The sequence below is a fragment of the Pseudomarimonas salicorniae genome (assembly GCF_023156535.1).
Lineage (GTDB): Bacteria > Pseudomonadota > Gammaproteobacteria > Xanthomonadales > Xanthomonadaceae > Pseudomarimonas > Pseudomarimonas salicorniae.
This window is the reverse complement of the sequence record NZ_JALNMH010000011.1, coordinates 17,632-34,059: the sequence shown is the minus strand read 5'-3', so window position 1 is coordinate 34,059 and position 16,428 is coordinate 17,632. Positions and strand designations below refer to the sequence as shown.

Genomic DNA, 16,428 nt, shown 5'->3' with positions numbered 1-16,428 from the left:
TGGGAAGTGCGCGCGGCGCGGGCGAGTTCGGAATCGTCCTAGCCGTCGGCGCGGCAACGTCCGATGGTCGCGTCGATCCCGTCGCGGAATGCTGGGACCTCCGCCTGGTGAGAGAGCCATCCATGCACGCCACCCCCGCCCCGTCTTCGCCCCTGTCCGGGCGGTGGGTGCGCGCCTTCCTGATGCTTGCGGCCCTGTGGCTGGCCGCCACGGCCGACGCCGGCAACGCGCCCGGGTTGATGCTGGCCAGCCGCTTCCAGGGCCAGCCCGACATCGCCGCCTACTGGGTCAGCGAGAAGCTCGACGGCGTCCGCGCGCGCTGGGACGGTCGTCGCCTGTGGACGCGCAGCGGACAGCCGATCCGGGCGCCGGCGAGCTTCACCCGGGGCTGGCCGCCGATGCCCATGGACGGCGAGCTGTGGATGGCCCGCGGTCGCTTTGCCAGAACCAGCGGCATTGTTCGAAGCGTGGAGCCCGACGCCGCGGACTGGTCGCGCCTGCGCTTCATGCTGTTCGACCTGCCCGGCCACCCTGGGCCCTTCGATGATCGGGTGCGGGCCATGCGCGATCTGGTGGCCAGCGCGGCCCATGTCCATCTGCAGATGATCGAGCAGCGCCGGCTGCCGGACCGCGCCGCACTCGACGCACTGCTGAGGGACGTGGTGGAGGCCGGAGGCGAGGGACTGATGCTTCACCACGGCCAGGCCCGCTACCGCGACGGCCGCAGCGACGCCCTGCTCAAGCTCAAGCCCTTCGACGACGCCGAAGGCACCGTTGTCGACTACACCCACGGCCGCGGCAAGTACCGCGGCCTGGTCGGCGCCCTGGTCCTGCGCCTCGACAATGGTCGCCTGTTAAGGGTGGGCTCCGGCCTCGCCGACGCCGACCGCCGCACGCCCCCGCCGCTGGGCAGCCGAGTCACCTTCCGCTACAGCGGCCACACCGCCACCGGCCTACCGCGCTTCGCCCGCTACCTGCGCGTACGGGAGGAATAGAGGCGCGTCTGTCGCCGGCCAGCCGGGCTGCCCCGAATGGAAGACACGGGCGCAAAGCAGGCATTCATAGGGTGCGGCTGGCCGCACCGCGCGTACCGTCCGAACGCCCGTATCGGAGCGCCAAGGCACACCCTATAGGGCTTTGCTGAAGCCCGACGAAGTCCGACTGTGGGAACGACCTTGGGCGCGACCGCGGAAATCCGCTCTGGCCACGGCCTTGGGTGAATCCGTAGCGCCGCTGTCGCGCCCAAGGACGCGCCCACAATTTGACTGCGGCAAGGCCTGCTTTGCAGCGCATACCTCACCTGGCAGCGCCGCTGCGTGTGTAGGAGCCAGCTTGCTGGCGATCATCCCATCCGGGGCGCCTATCGCCAGCAAGCTGGCTCCTACATTCGGGTCCTGCGGTAGGTCTTCTTTGCGTCCCGAAGAGCCCTCTACGCCGTCGCTGTGCCCAGGCCCGGCATGACCGGGCGCGGGCGGTTGACGACGCTCAGCGCAGCCCGGTCTCGTTGCGGGCGATGACCATGCGCTGGATCTCGCTGGTGCCCTCGTAGATCTCGGTGATCTTGGCGTCGCGGAAATAGCGCTCCAGCGGCATCTCCTTCGAATAGCCCATGCCACCGTGGATCTGCAGCGCGGCGTGGGTGATGAACATGGCCGCCTCCGAGGCGGTCAGCTTGGCCACCGATGCCTCGGTGCTGAAGCGGCCGCCGTGCTTCTCCGTCTGGGCCTTGGTCCAGGCCGCGCGCAGGGTCAGCAGCTCGGCGGCGTCAAGGCGGCACTTCATGTCGGCGATCTTGGCCTGGATCATCTGGAAACTGCCGATCGCCTGGCCGAAGCTCTTGCGCTCGCGGCTGTACTCCACCGCGGCCTTGTAGGCGGCGCGGGCCAGGCCCACCGCCTGCGAGGCGATGCCGATACGACCCGCGTCGAGCACGCCCATTGCGATCTTGAAGCCCTCGCCTTCGGTGCCGACGACCTCGTCCGGAGTCGCCACGTAGTCGGTGAACTCGATCTCGCAGGTCGCCGAGGCGCGGATGCCGAGCTTGGGCTCGGTCTTGCCGCGGTGGAAACCGTCCTTGGCGGTGTCGATCATGAAGGCGGTGATGCCCTTGGCGCCCTTGGACGGATCGGTCATCGCGAAGAGGATGATGTACTTGGCCACCGGGCCCGAGGTGATCCAGCTTTTCTTGCCGTTGATCACGTAGCTGCCGTCGGCCTGCTTGACCGCCTTGCAGCGCATCGCCGTGGCGTCGGAGCCCGACTGCGGCTCGGTCAGGGCGAAGGCGCCGATCTCCTTGCCCTCGGCGATCGCGCGCACGTACTTCTGCTTCTGCGCCTCGGTGCCGAACTTCAGCAGGCCGTTGCAGAACAGCGAGTTGTTGACCGAGACGATGGTCGAATGCGCGCAGTCGGCCTCGGCGATCTCGATCATGGCCAGCACGTAGCTGACCGGATCCATGCCGGCGCCACCGTATTCGGTGGGCACCTCGATGCCCATCAGGCCGTTCTCACCGAGCAGCCTGATGTTGTCCAGCGGGAACTCGCCGGTCTGGTCGAAATGCTCGGCGCTCGGCGCGATCTTCTCCTGGGCGATGCGCCGCGCCACGTCCTGGATCATCAACTGCTCTTCGGTGAACTGGAAATCCACGGTCTACCTCGCTGGCTTTTCGGAAACGGATTCTTCACGGCTTCGCACCGCATAACCTGCCAATGGTAGCGGGTTCGGGGGGTGAAGGGCTGTGAGCTGGCGGGGCCTGCGGCCCCGCAGGGCTCAGGGGCTAGGGCCTAGGGCTCAGGGAGAGAGCGCGGGCGCCGCTGCAACGCGTCGCTCCGGCCGCCGCACCCTTGCTTCGCTGGCCCCGGAAGGGGCAGCAGACCCCCAAGTCAGCCTCACCTCGCCTCCCTGAGCCCTAGCCCCTGAGCCCTGAGCCCTGCTCTCTCTGCTAATATCTCCCGATCGCGATAAAAGGATATATCACGTGGACCTGACTGCCTGGTCGGCCTGCCTGCGGGTCTTGGCCGATCCGACCCGGGTACGGCTGCTGGCCCTGCTGGACCGCGAAGAGCTGACCGTCGCCGAGCTGTCGGAGATCACCCAGCTTGCCCAGCCCCGGGTCTCGACGCATCTCGCCAAGCTGAGGGAGGCCGGACTGGTCCGCGATCGGCGCTCCGGGGTGTCGGCCTACTACCGATTCGAGCCGGACGGACTGAGCCCGAGCCAGCAGGCGCTGTGGCGCTCGCTGAGCGATGCGGCGGACGACCCCCTGCTGCGCCAGGACGCCGAACGCCTGCCCACCGTGCTGGCTGCGCGAGCCTTGGACGAGAACTGGGCCGACAGCGTGGCCGGCGACATGGAGCGCCACTATTCCCCCGGACGCACCTGGGAGGCGCTGGCGCGGGCCGCCCTGCAGCTGATCGAGCCCGGCGACGTCCTCGACGTGGCCTCGGGCGACGGCGCGCTGGCCGAGCTGCTTGGGCCACAGTCGCGGCGCTACCTCTGCGTCGACGCCAGCCAGAAGGTGGTGGCCGCGGCCCGCGAGCGACTCTCCGGCATCGGCAACGTCGAGGTGGCGGTGCAGGATATGCACGCGCTCGACCTTCCCGATGCCAGCTTCGATCTGGTCCTGCTGATGAACGCGCTGACTTACGCCCAGAAGCCAGCCAAGGCGATGGCCGAGGCGGCCCGCGTGCTGCGCCCCGGCGGACGGCTGCTGGCCACAACACTGACCCGGCACGAGCACCGCGCCGCGGTGGCGCCCTACGGGCACGCCAACCTCGGCTTCACGGTGAAGGAGTTGCGCAAGCTCGGCGAGAAGGCCGGCCTGCAGGTCAGCCGCTGCGAGCCCTTCACCCGCGAGCGCCGGCCGCCGCATTTCGAGGTGCTCTCCCTTATTGCGAGAAAGCCATAGGGCGGGACTCGACGCGACAACCGGCTGTCCGAAAGACCCCGCCTGCATGCCCCGACACCCGCCATCGACGACCTCGCGGGAACTGCAGGCAACCGAACACCGCTGGTGGCGGGCAACTACCCGCCCTACACAAATGATTCAACCGAAGGTGTGTGCATGTACCAAGAATTGCCCTGGCTTCATCCCGACCGCGCCCAGGCCCTGCTCGATGCCCTGTCCCAGAGGATCCTCGTGCTCGACGGCGCGATGGGCACCATGCTGCAGCGCCATCGGCTCGGCGAGGAGGACTTCCGCGGCGAGCGCTTTGCCTGCGGCTGCGGCCATGACCACGGCGACGAGGCCGCGCACGGCAAGGACCTCAAGGGCAACAACGACCTGCTGGTGCTGACCCAGCCGGAGATCGTCCGCGGGGTGCATCGCGAGTACCTGGACGCCGGCGCTGATCTGGTCGAGACCAACACCTTCAACGCCACCTCGATCTCGCAGGCCGACTACGGCATGCAGCACCTGGTGCGGGAGATCAACCGCGAGGCCGCACGCATCGCCCGCGAGGCCTGCGATGCCAAGACGGCCGAAACGCCGGACCGGCCGCGCTTCTGCATCGGCGTGCTCGGCCCGACCAGCCGCACCGCCTCGATCTCGCCTGACGTCAACAATCCCGGCTTCCGCAACGTCGACTTCGAGGAGCTGCGCCTGGCTTACGTCGAGGCGACCGAAGGCCTGATCGAGGGCGGCGCCGACACGATCATGGTCGAGACCATCTTCGATACGCTGAACGCGAAAGCCGCCCTGTACGCCATCGAAGACGTGTTCGAGAAGCTCGGCGCGCGGCTGCCGGTGATGATCTCCGGCACCATCACCGACAAGTCCGGACGCACCCTGTCCGGCCAGACCGCCGAGGCCTTCTGGTACTCGCTGTGCCATGCCCGGCCGCTGTCGATCGGTCTCAACTGCGCGCTCGGCGCCACCGACCTGCGCCCGCACGTGGAGGCCCTCGCCGATCTCGCCGGCTGCCATGTCAGCGCACATCCGAACGCCGGGCTGCCGAACGCCTTCGGCGAGTACGACGAAACACCGGAAGAGATGGCGGTGGTGCTGGAGGAGTTCGCCCGCTCAGGCCTGCTCAATATCGTCGGCGGCTGCTGCGGCACCACGCCGGACCACATCCGCGCCATCGCCGGGGCGGTGGCCGGAAAGCCGCCGCGCCGCCGCGCCGAGCCGAAGCCCTTCACGCGCCTGGCCGGCCTCGAACCCTTCGTCATCACCCCCGAGACGAATTTCGTCAACGTCGGCGAGCGCACCAACGTCACCGGCTCGGCACAGTTCCGCAAGCTGATCAAGGAAGACCGCTACGCCGAGGCCGTCGAGGTCGCCCGCCAGCAGGTCGAGAACGGCGCGCAGATCATCGACGTCAACATGGACGAGGGCCTGCTCGACGCCGAGAAGGCGATGCACACCTTCCTCAACCTGATCGCCGCCGAACCGGACATCGCCCGGGTGCCGGTGATGGTCGACTCCTCCAAGTGGAGCGTGATCGAGGCCGGCCTGCGCTGCCTGCAGGGCAAGGGCGTGGTCAACTCGATCTCGCTGAAGGAAGGCGAAGCCGCGTTCCTGGAGCAGGCGCGCAAGGTGCGCCGCTATGGCGCGGCCGTGGTGGTGATGGCCTTCGACGAGACCGGTCAGGCCGACACCCTGGCCCGCAAGATCGAGATCTGCCGGCGCAGCTATGCCCTGCTCACCGAGCAGGCCGGCCTTGCGCCCGAGGACATCATCTTCGACCCCAACATCTTCGCCGTCGCCACCGGCATCGATGAGCACGCCAATTACGGCGTCGACTTCATCGAGGCCGCACGCCAGCTCAAGCGGGACTTCCCCCTGGCGCACATCTCGGGTGGCGTCAGCAATGTCAGCTTCGCCTTCCGCGGAAACAATCCCGTGCGCGAGGCGATCCATTCGGTGTTCCTCTACCACGCCATCCACGCCGGGATGGACATGGGCATCGTCAACGCCGGCGCGCTGGCGATCTATGACGACCTGCCGGAGGAACTGCGCGAGGCAGTCGAGGACGTGGTGCTGAACCGGCGCAGCGACAGCACCGAGCGCCTGCTGGATATCGCCGACAAGTACAAGGGCGGCAAGAGCGGTGCTGGCCCGGCCAGTGCGGACAAGCTGGCCTGGCGCGAGCTGCCGGTGAACGAGCGACTGCGCCACGCCCTGGTGCACGGCATCGACGAGTTCGTCGAAGGCGATACCGAGGAGTGCCGGCAGGGCTTCGACAAGCCCCTTCAGGTGATCGAGGGCCCGCTGATGGACGGCATGAACACGGTCGGCGACCTGTTCGGCGCCGGCAAGATGTTCCTGCCCCAGGTGGTCAAGTCGGCACGGGTGATGAAGAAGGCGGTGGCCTACCTGCTGCCCTACATCGAGGCCGAGAAGGCCCGCAGCGGCGACACCGGCAAGGCGCAGGCCAAGATCATCATGGCCACCGTCAAGGGCGACGTGCACGACATCGGCAAGAACATCGTCGGCGTGGTCCTGCGCTGCAACAACTTCGAGGTGGTGGATCTCGGGGTGATGGTGCCGGCGCAGACGATCCTCGACGCGGCGAAGAAGGAGGGCGCCGACATGATCGGCCTGTCCGGCCTGATCACCCCTTCGCTGGAGGAGATGAGCCATATCGCCAAGGAGATGCAGCGCCAGGGCATGGAGATGCCTCTGCTGATCGGTGGCGCGACCACCTCCCGGGCGCACACGGCGCTGAAGATCGAGCCGCACTACAAGGCGCCGACGGTCTGGGTCAAGGACGCCTCGCGCGCAGTCGGCGTCGCCCAGAAGCTGATCAGCGCCGAGCAGCGCACCGCCTTTGTCGCCGCCAACCAGGCCGACTACGCCGAGATCCGGGAGCGGCACAAGGACCGCGGCACCGGCAAGCGGCTGATCCCGCTGGCCCAGGCCCGGGAGCAGGCGCTGAAGCTCGACTTCTCGGCCATCGACGCCCCGCGCCAGCCGGGCCTGCACGTACTGCGTGACCTGCCGCTGGCCGAGCTGGTGCCCTATATCGACTGGACGCCGTTCTTCCAGACCTGGGAGCTGGCCGGCCGCTACCCGGCGATCCTCAAGGACGAGGTTGTCGGCGCCCAGGCCAGCGAGCTGTATCGCGATGCGCGGGCCATGCTGGAGCGCATCGTTGCCGAGAAGTGGCTGACCGCGAACGGCGTCTGCGGCATCTGGCCAGCGCTGCGCGAAGGCGACGATATCCTCGTGCTGGATGAATCCGGCACGCGCCATGCAACCCTGCACTGCCTGCGCCAGCAGGCGGACAAGCCGGCCGAGCGCGGCAACCTGTGCCTGGCCGATTTCATCGCGCCGGCGGAGTCGGGTGTGCAGGACTGGATCGGCGGGTTTGCCGTCACCGCCGGCCTGGGCTGCGAGGAGCGCGTTCGCGACTTCGAGGCGCAGCACGACGACTACAACGCGATCCTGCTCAAGGCCCTGGCCGATCGCCTGGCCGAGGCCTTCGCCGAGTATCTGCACGCAAGGGTGCGGCGAGAGCTGTGGGGCTATGCCAGCGATGAGGGCCTCGACAACGAGGCGCTGATCGCGGAGCAGTACCGCGGCATCCGCCCCGCGCCCGGCTACCCTGCCTGTCCCGAGCACACCGAGAAGTCGACGCTGTTCCGGCTGCTCGACGCAGAGTCGAACTGCGGCATGTCGCTGACCGAAAGCTTCGCCATGAACCCGCCGGCCTCGGTCTCCGGCCTGTACTTCGCCCACCCGAAGAGCCAGTACTTCGTCGTCGGCCGCGTCGGCAAGGATCAGGTCGAGGACTACGCCAAGCGCAAGGGCTGGTCAGTCGGCGAGGCCGAACGCTGGCTGGCGCCGATCCTCGATTACGACCCGGAGTGACGCGGCGCTTAGGGCGCAGAGAAGACGTTCATAGGGTGCGGCTGGCCGCACCGGGCATACCGTCCGAACGCCCGTATCGGTGCGTCCAGGACGCACCCTATGGGGCTTCGCCGACGCCCAACGAAGCCCGACTGTGGGAGCGCCCTTGGGCGCGACCGCGGAGATCCGCTCTGGTCGCGGTCTGTGGTGAATCCGTAGCGCTGCGGTCGCGCCCCAGGGCACTCCCACAATTTGACTGCGGCAAGGCCAACTTGGCGGCGCAGACCGGGCCTGGCAACGCCGTTGCACGTAGGAGCCAGCTTGCTGGCGATAGGCGCCCGGAAGGCACGATCGCCAGCAAGCTGGCTCTACATTCGGGTTTTGCGGAAGGTCTGCTTCGCGCCCTTATCCGCCCTTCGCCGCGCTCCCGGCCAGCACGCAATCGCCGGCCGCCTCATCCAGCGGCGCATCCCAGTCGCCCATCAGGGCGATGTAGAGCAGCTTCTCGAACTCGAGACGGAAGCGCGCGATGACGGCGTCCGGGTCGGGCAGGCGGCGGCTGTCGGCGATCAGGCCAAAGTGGACCTCGTTGTTGTAGCTCAGGATCGACACGCCAAGCCCGATGCCGCCGGTCTGCGGGACCCAGAACATCATCTCGCCGATCCGCGCGCCGGCCAGGTACAGCGGCTGCTGCGGGCCGGGGACATTGGTGGCGACCAGGCTGGCCTTGCGGCTGAGCATCTCCAGCGCGCCCTGCTGCACGCCAGGCGGGGCCATGCCCAGGGCGCCGAGCAGGCCGTAGGCGACCATGGCCTGCTTGCTGTGCTTGAGCTCGTCCATGTTGCGGGCCACCGCGCAAAGGCGCTCGGCGGGACTGTCGAGGCCGACCGGCAGGTCGAGGAAGACCAGGCCGAAGTGGTTGCCGAGCTTGCGCGCATGCTCGCGCGGGCGCAGGTTCACCGGCACGGTGGCGCGAATGCTCAGGCCGTCGATATCCTCGCCCGCCTCCAGCAGATGGGCGCGCAGGGCGCCGCAGGCCGAAGCCAGCAGCACGTCGTTGACGGTGCAGCAGAACGCCCGGCTGACCGCCTTCACCTCATCGAGATCCAGCGGCTCTGCCCAGGCGCAGCGCTTGCTGACGCCGAGCGGGCCCTTGAGCACGGTAGGCGGATCGTCGCTGAGCGAGACCGCATGGGCCAGCTCCTGGGCAATCGCCTGGGTCTCGTGGACCAGCTGGGCGGCGGCGGCCGGATCCTTGTACAGGTCGACGCCCTTTTCCAGCAGCTTGTGGCCCATCGCCATGGCCCGGTCGAACTGCTTGATGGCCGGGCCGAAGAAGCGCTCGGTGACACGCTGGCCGTCGTCCTTCAGCCAGCTTTCGTGCAGGGCCTCCTCCTTCTTCGGCTTCGCGCTGATATCGGTCAGCGAAAGCATGACCTGGACCAGGGCGATCCCGTCGGCATAGCAGTGGTGGATGCGGGTGATCAGGGCACTGCCGCCGCCGTAGCGCTCGACCAGATGGAACTGCCAGAGCGGCTTGGAGTGATCCAGCGGCGTCGAGGCCAGCTGGCTGACCAGGCGCTGCAGCTCGGGCTTGCCGGCCTTGCCCGGCAGCGCGGTCAGACGCACGTGCCAATCGAGGTCGAAGTCCTCGTCGTGCGCCCACCATGCACCGGCCGGCGTATCCACCGCCTTCTGCCGGAAGCGCCGGTAGGCAAGCAGGCGCTCGCGCAGCAGCTGCTTCAGGTCATCCAGCTCCAGCGGCGTGTCGAACATCATCACGCCGGTGATCATCATCAGGTTGGTCGGGCGCTCCATACGCAGCCAGGCGGTGTCCACCTTGGCCATGTCCTCGCGATCGCCCGCATTGCCGAACAGCCCCATGATCCGCGTCTCCCCAGCGCCAACACCCGATGGTGGGACGTCGATCAGCGGGCGGCAAGTCCCGGAGCGGCGCGGATCAGCTGCGCGAGGCCTTGTAGGCGGCCAGCGCCGCCTCGCGGGTGGACTTCAGGTCGACCAGCGGCTCGGCCGGATAGTCGCCGCAGCGCGCCAGCGCATCCGGCTGAGTCCAGGGCTGCTGCAGATGACGCAGCGGCATGGCCTGCAGCTCCGGCACCCAGCGCTTCACGTACGCGCCATCCGGGTCGTGGCGCTCACCCTGCGAGACCGGGTTGAAGATGCGGAAATAGGGCGCGGCATCGGCGCCGGTGCCGGCGCTCCACTGCCAGCCCTGGGTGTTGTTGGCCAGATCGGCATCGACCAGGGTGTTCCAGAACCAGCGCGCGCCGTGCAGCCAGTGGTAGCGCAGGTTCTTGGTGAGCAGGCTGGCGACGATCATCCGCACGCGGTTGTGCATCGTGCCGGTGGCCCACAGCTCGCGCATGCCGGCATCGACGATCGGGATGCCGGTGCGCCCGCGGCGCCAGGCCTCGAGGCTGTCCTCGTCGACCTCGGCCCAGTCGAAGCCCTTCAGGGATGAGGTCAGATCGGCGTCGGTGCACTCGGGAAAGTGGAACAGCAGGTGGTAGGAGAACTCGCGCCAGCCCAGCTCGCGAATGAAGTGCTGACGGGCCTCCTCATTGGCCGGTGAGTCCTCGCGCAGGGCGTGCAGGATCTGCCGCGGCGAGATCTCGCCAAAGGCCAGGTGCGGAGAAAGACGCGAGGTGGCGGTCAGGTCGGGCCGGTCGCGTCCCTCGGGGTAGTCATCGATGTCCTCGAAGAAGGCCTCCATACGCGAGTGGGCGGCGGCCTCGCCGGGGCGATGGTGTTCCCAGAAGCCACGGTCCCAGCGCGGGCTGGGCAGCGGCAGGATGTCGTCCAGCGATCGACCTTCGAGCTTCGAGGGCGGCAGCTCGCGCGGCGCGGCGCAGGGCGGGCTGACCTCGTCGAGATCGGCCTGGACCCGCCGCCAGTAGGGCGTGAACACCTTGTAGGGCCCACCCTGCTGGGTGCTGATGGTCCACGGCTCGCGCAGCAAGGCAGCATTGAAGCTGCGCGCCTCGAGCCCGTCGCCGCGCAGGGCCTGCTTGACGGCCTGGTCGCGCTCGATCACCGCTGGCTCGTAGCGGCGGTTCCAGTACACCGCTCCCGCCTCGAGCTCGCCGGCCAGCCCGCGCAGGATCGTCAGCGAATCGCCCTGTTCAAGAAGCAACCGGCCACCGCGCGATGCGACCGCCTCGGCCAGTTCGGCCAGGGACCGTCGCAGCCAGGCCCGGGAGGCGGCGCCCAGCGGCCAGCCGCCCTCGCCTTCGGGGTCGTCGATGTAAACCAGCTGCGGCGCGAAGCCTGCGTCCAGCGCGGCGCGCAGGGCCGGGTTGTCGGCCAGGCGCAGGTCGCGGCGCAGCCATACCAGGGCAGTCTCAGTCATGCCGGCCACCGCTCCCCGCCGCCCGTTCCACACTCGCCTGCTGCCGCATCTGATCCACCCCGCTGCCCGGAATGCGCCCAGTATGGCCAGATGGATGTCATGGCGGCGCCTATACTCCCGCCAACCAACAGGAGCCGAGCATGCCGTCCCAGCGCCCCTTCCCCTCACGATGGATCCGGTGCGGCGCCCTGATCGCTGCGCTGCTGCTTGCCGCCTGCTCCGAACAGCCCGCGCCGGGCACAGTGGAGGCGGTTGGCGAAGAGGAGGCCGGGGCGTCCCTTGCTCCGCACCTCAGCCTGCGCTCGGCCGTCGGCGGCGAGTTCGAGGGCCGCCCGGCCATTGAGCTTCGCTTCGACCGGGCGCTGGCCAGCGCCCAGCCCTTCGACGAGCGCCTGCGTATCCGCGAGGCGAACGGAGGCCAGGTCGAGGGAAGCTGGCAGTACGAGGCCGGCGAGCAGATGCTGCGCTTCCCCTACGTCAAGCCCAACACGACCTACCGCATCGAGGTCGGCGCCACGCTGGAGGCCGCCGACGGCACCGCGCCGGGCCAGCCGACCGAGCGCGAGGTGTTCTCGGGCAACCTGCCGCCGCTGCTGGTCTTTGCCAGCACCGGCAGCGTGCTGCGCGCCGGCGACGAGTCCGGGCTGCCGGTGGTCGGGGTCAATGCGCCCGAGGCCGACGTCGAGATCTTCCGCGTGCGGCCCGAGCGCTACTCGGCCTTCTTCCAGCGCTGGCGCGGCAGCGGCGAGCGCGGCAGCTGGGAGCTGCAGGACATCGCCAAGCTGGCCGACTCGGTCTACGCCACGCGCTACGCGCTGGACAGCGTGCCCAACGAGCGCCAGATCAGCCACATCCCTGTGCAGGGGATTGCCGAGCTGCGCGAGCCCGGGGTGTTCTTCGCGGTGATGCGCCGACCGGGCGAGTTCGGCGGCCAGTACGCCGCCACCCACTTCTTCGTCACAGACATCGGCCTGCACCTGCGCGGCTACCGCGAGGCGATGTGGGTGCACACCGCCTCACTGTCCAGCGGCCAGCCCCGGGGCGGCGTAGTAGTGGAACTGCGTGACGACAAGGGACGCCTGCTGGCCGAAGGTGAAACGGCTGGCGATGGAGGGGTCATGCTGGACGTTCCGCCGCGCCCGGAGCAGGTCCTCGTTGCCCGCGCCGGCCGCGAGATCGCCGTGCTGTCGCTGCGCCAGCCAGCGCTGGATCTGGCCGAGTTTCCGGTGGCCGGCCGGCCGTTCACCGGGATGGATGCCTTCATCTGGTCGGGCCGCGACCTCTATCGCCCGGGTGAGAGGCTGGGCGCCTCCATCCTGCTCCGCGACCACGACGGCCGGCTGCCCGACGCGCTGGCGCCGGTGTTCGCCGTGCTCCGGCTGCCGGATGGCCGCAGCCTCGCGCCACGCGTCCTCGAGCCCGGCGAGCTCGGCAGCTTCCGCCTCGAATACCCGATCGCCGAGGACGCCCCGACCGGCCGCTGGCAGCTGGCGGTGTTCGCCGACCCCAAGGGCGAGCGCAGCCTCGGCCGCTTCGACTTCCGCGTCGAGGAGTTCCTGCCCGAGCGCCTGAAGCTCGCGCTGGACGCACCCGAGGCGCCGCTCGCGGCCGGCGAGGCGCTGCCGCTCAGCGTGCAGGGCGACTATCTCTACGGCGCCCCGGCCGCCGGCAACCGGCTGAGCGTCGACCTCATCTACCGGCCCGCCATCCATGCGGTGCCCGCTCACCGCGACTTCCTGTTTGCCGACCCCGACGCCGACCTGCCCGATGCGCCGCAGCAGGCCTTCGACGGACAGCTCGACGAGGACGGCCAGCTATCGACCGAGCTTTCCCTCCTGGATGACGAGCGGCTGGCCCGCCAGCCGGTCTCGGTGCGGGTCGCCGCCAGCCTGTTCGAATCCGGCGGCCGCGCGGTACGGCGATCGCTGGTGCGCACCCTGCTGCCGGCGCCGCAGCTGCTCGGCGCCCGCCCGCTGTTCGATCGCGAGGACGGCGCCGAAGCCAACGGCGAGGCAGCCTTCGAACTGCTGCGCTCGGATGCACAGGGCGCGCTGTCCGCGGGCCGGGCCAAGGCCACCCTGATCCGCCGCATCCGCGACTACCGTTGGACCTACAGTCCCCAGGGCGGCTGGAGCGCCGACTTCGTCAGCCGCGACGAGGAGGTCGACACCCGCGAGGTAAAGCTCTTACCCGATGGCCCGGTGGTGGAGCGCTTCCGTGTCGAGTGGGGCGACTATCGACTGCAGCTGGTGGACCTCGACAGCGGGCAGGTCCTGAACCTGCCGTTCCACGCCGGCTGGCGCTGGGAGGACGACAACCGGGGCGACGAGCCGCGGCCGGACAAGGTCCGCGTCGCCCTCGACAAGCCGCGCTACCGCGCCGGCGAAACGCTGACCATCACTCTCACTCCGCCGTACGAAGGGCCGGGCCTGGTGCTGCTCGAAACCGACCGGCTGATCGAAGCGCGGCCAATCCAGGCCCGCAACGGCAGCACGGTCAGTTTCGAGCTCGCCGAGGACCTGGACCGCCACGACCTCTACGTCAGCGCCCTGGTCTTCCGCCCCGATGGCCGCAGCGACCGGGCCAGCCCGCCGCGGGCGGTGGGCATCACCCACGTGCCGCTGGACCGCGGCGAACGCGCCGTGGCGCTGGAGGTGGAGGCGCCGGAACAGGTCGCCCCGGAGCAGCCGATCACCCTGCGGCTCTCTGCCCCTGCCCTGGCCGGGCAGCGCGCGTTCGCCCAGGTCGACGCGGTGGACCAGGGTGTGTTGGCCCTGACCGGCTACGGGCTGCCCGACGCGGCGGCGTACTTCTTCGCCCAGCGCGGCCTGGCGGTCGAGGCTCGCGACCTGTACGCGCGGCTGATCGAGCGTCTCGATGGCAGCCGGGCGCGACTTCGCTACGGCGGTGACGCCGCGCTGGCCGGCCTGCCGCAGGCGCGAAGGCCCACCGATCGCACCCGGACCGCCGCGGTCCACAGCGGGCCGGTCGAGTTCGACGCCGCGGGCAAGGCCGAAGTCACCCTCGCCGCGCCCGCCTTCAACGGCGCCCTGCGCATCGCCGCCATCGCCTACGCCGCCGACCGCTTTGGCGCCGCCGGCGAGGAAACCCTGGTCCGCGCGCCGCTGGTGGTCGAGGTCAGCACGCCGCGGGTGATGGCGCCGGGCGACCGCGCCGAGCTGGCCGTCGACCTGCACAACCTCTCAGGCCGCGGCCAGTCGCTGGAACTGCGGGTGGAGGGCGATGCCCTGCTGGCGATCGAGGACGGCGCGCGGCGGCTGCAGCTGGCCGACCAGGCCAGGCAGACCCTGCGCCTGCCGCTGCGTGCACGGGCCGAGGCGGATACCGGCAGCGGTCGCTTCAGCGTCGCGGTCCGCGGCGAAGGAATCGATCACCACCGCGAGCACACCATCGCGGTGCGTGCGGCCTACCCGGCCGAGCGCCGCGGCGAGCTGACCCGCGTCGACGGCCCGATGACCCGGACCCTCGGGCAGGGCCTGGCGGAGGGCCTGCAGCCGGGCTCGACCACGCTCCGCGCAGCCCTCTCGGCGGATCCGCCGATCCCCTTCTCCAGCGCGGCGCAGGGCCTGATCGGCTATCCGTACGGCTGCATCGAGCAGACCGCCAGCCGGCTCTGGCCGCTGGTCTGGGCCGACGCCGAAGCCCGCGAACGCCTCGCCATCAGCGGCCTGGACGAGGATCGCCGGCAGTCGATGCTGCGCCGCGGCTTCGACCGCCTGAACAGCCTGCAGCTGGCCTCGGGTCAGTTCGCCTACTGGCCCGGTGATGGCTATGCCAATCCACAGATGACCGCGCCTGTGGCCGAGTTGCTGATCGTGGCGCGCGAGTCGGGGCTGGCGATTCCCGAAACGGTGCTGCAGCGCAGCCTCGACCGACTCAACGAGGACCTGCTGCAGGGTGGTGATGGTTTCTATGCCTTCGAGCACGCCGCCCACCTGCGCTTTGCGGCGCTGGCGCACGCCGGCTACGTGCTGGCCCGGGCCGGCCGCGCCCCACTCGGCGCCCTGCGCGCCCTGCACGACCACGAACGTGGCAACAGCCTGACCGCCCTGCCCCGGCTCCAGCTTGCCCTGGCTCTGAAGCTGGCCGGCGACGAACAGCGCGCCGGTGCCGGCATCGACGAGGCCCTGGCCTTCGAGAGCGAGCGGCCGCGCTACCTCGGCGACTACGGCAGCGCCCTGCGCGACCAGGCCTGGCTGCTGGCCCTGCTGATGGAGAACGACCTCGGCGACCGCGTGGATGGCGACGACCTGCTCGAGATCGCCCGCGGCGTGCGCGACCCGTCCCGCGGCAACAGCCTGCTCAGCACCCAGGAGCAGCTCGCCCTGTTCCGCCTGGGCCGCCAACTGGCCCGGCGCGGCGACCAGACTCTCGCTGGCAGCTGGCAGCAGGGCGAGCGCGTCGCTGCCTTGGGCCCCGGCCTCAACGAGTGGCATGCCGCCCTCGCCGACGGCCCGAGCCGTCTGAACCTCGAGTCCACCGGCCAGGCCTGGCTGCTGGAGGACATCGTCGGCACACCGCGCAGTGCGCCGAAGCCGGTCGACCAGGGCCTCAGCATCCGGCGCAGCTGGTACACGCTGGATGGCAAGCCGTTCACCGGAGCCCGCCTGCGCGAAGGCGACACGCTGCTGGTCCGGCTGGTCGTGGGCGCCGAGGAGAACGTCCCCGACGCCCTGGTCACCGACCTCGTGCCCGGCGGGCTGGAGATCGAGAATCTCGGCCTTGGCGACCGCGGCACGCTCGAGCAGCTGGTCATCGACGGCCAGGCCCTCAGCGAGCGGCACTGGGCCGCGGACAAACAGCACGAGGAGTTCCGCGACGACCGCTACAGCGCTGCGCTCAAGCTCTGGGCGGGCCAGACGGCGACCCTGTATTACCTGGTCCGCGCCGTCTCCCCTGGCCGCTACACCGTGCCCCCGCCCTTCGCCGAGGACATGTACCGCCCCGGCCTGCGCAGCATCGGCCCCAGTGCCCCGGCGGAACTGGAGGTAGTGGGCGCCGCCGCGCCCTGAGGGCGCGTCGCGCGAGTGGCGTGGAGGACCGGTTCCGCCCGCCCGACCCCTCGCAAAAGGAGCACCAGCGACGAGAGCTCGACGGGTAGACGCGCGGCGCTGTGGCCCCTCCCCTTGCGCCCCCAAAGGGGCGTAGGGGGAGGCTGGGAGGGGGCCGCCCCAATCCAGCCATATCGCCGAATCAAGCGACCGGCCGCAAAACGAAGCTGCCCGTAGAGCGCAGCTTGCTGCGC

Annotated in this window: 7 protein-coding genes; 4 read left to right on the top strand and 3 right to left on the bottom strand. The window is 69.9% G+C overall.

The window, feature by feature from the left end; translation table 11 throughout:
* Positions 1-122: 122 nt before the first annotated feature.
* Positions 123-995: a DNA ligase gene (locus M0G41_RS13345; RefSeq protein ID WP_248210219.1), complete on the top strand. Its 873-nt coding sequence runs from the start codon at positions 123-125 to the stop codon at positions 993-995.
* A 490-nt stretch (positions 996-1,485) separates the two neighbouring features.
* Here M0G41_RS13345 and M0G41_RS13340 read toward each other — a convergent pair whose 3' ends face one another.
* The gene (locus tag M0G41_RS13340) at positions 1,486-2,646 is read right to left on the bottom strand and encodes an acyl-CoA dehydrogenase family protein (RefSeq protein ID WP_248210218.1); all 1,161 of its coding nucleotides are present in this window, start codon (positions 2,644-2,646) and stop codon (positions 1,486-1,488) included.
* Between the two features lie 331 nt (positions 2,647-2,977).
* On the opposite strand from M0G41_RS13340, the gene M0G41_RS13335 reads away from it, so the two are divergent.
* The gene (locus tag M0G41_RS13335; RefSeq protein ID WP_248210216.1) at positions 2,978-3,907 is read left to right on the top strand and encodes an ArsR/SmtB family transcription factor; all 930 of its coding nucleotides are present in this window, start codon (positions 2,978-2,980) and stop codon (positions 3,905-3,907) included.
* Positions 3,908-4,063: 156 nt separating this feature from the next.
* A complete protein-coding gene (gene metH / locus M0G41_RS13330; RefSeq protein ID WP_248210215.1) occupies positions 4,064-7,813 on the top strand; it encodes a methionine synthase in 3,750 nt (1,249 codons plus the stop codon).
* Positions 7,814-8,197: 384 nt separating this feature from the next.
* Here metH and M0G41_RS13325 read toward each other — a convergent pair whose 3' ends face one another.
* Both M0G41_RS13325 and M0G41_RS13320 read right to left on the bottom strand, forming a co-directional pair.
* Positions 8,198-9,676, bottom strand: coding sequence for a WS/DGAT/MGAT family O-acyltransferase (locus M0G41_RS13325; protein ID WP_248210214.1), 1,479 nt, complete (start codon positions 9,674-9,676; stop codon positions 8,198-8,200).
* A 76-nt stretch (positions 9,677-9,752) separates the two neighbouring features.
* Positions 9,753-11,162 (bottom strand): cryptochrome/photolyase family protein, encoded by a 1,410-nt coding sequence (locus tag M0G41_RS13320; RefSeq protein ID WP_248210213.1) that lies wholly within the window; start codon positions 11,160-11,162, stop codon positions 9,753-9,755.
* 140 nt (positions 11,163-11,302) lie between these two features.
* Here M0G41_RS13320 and M0G41_RS13315 point away from each other — a divergent pair, with 140 nt between their 5' ends.
* Positions 11,303-16,195, top strand: a complete 4,893-nt coding sequence (locus M0G41_RS13315) for an alpha-2-macroglobulin family protein (RefSeq protein ID WP_248210212.1) — start codon at positions 11,303-11,305, stop codon at positions 16,193-16,195.
* The last annotated feature ends 233 nt before the right edge of the window (positions 16,196-16,428 follow it).

Coding starts and splice junctions, on each gene's coding strand:
- metH (WP_248210215.1), top strand. CDS start 4,064: ATGTACCAAGAATTGCCCTGGCTTCATCCCGACCGCGCCCAGGCCCTG.
- M0G41_RS13345 (WP_248210219.1), top strand. CDS start 123: ATGCACGCCACCCCCGCCCCGTCTTCGCCCCTGTCCGGGCGGTGGGTG.
- M0G41_RS13320 (WP_248210213.1), bottom strand. CDS start 11,162: ATGACTGAGACTGCCCTGGTATGGCTGCGCCGCGACCTGCGCCTGGCC.
- M0G41_RS13315 (WP_248210212.1), top strand. CDS start 11,303: ATGCCGTCCCAGCGCCCCTTCCCCTCACGATGGATCCGGTGCGGCGCC.
- M0G41_RS13325 (WP_248210214.1), bottom strand. CDS start 9,676: ATGGGGCTGTTCGGCAATGCGGGCGATCGCGAGGACATGGCCAAGGTG.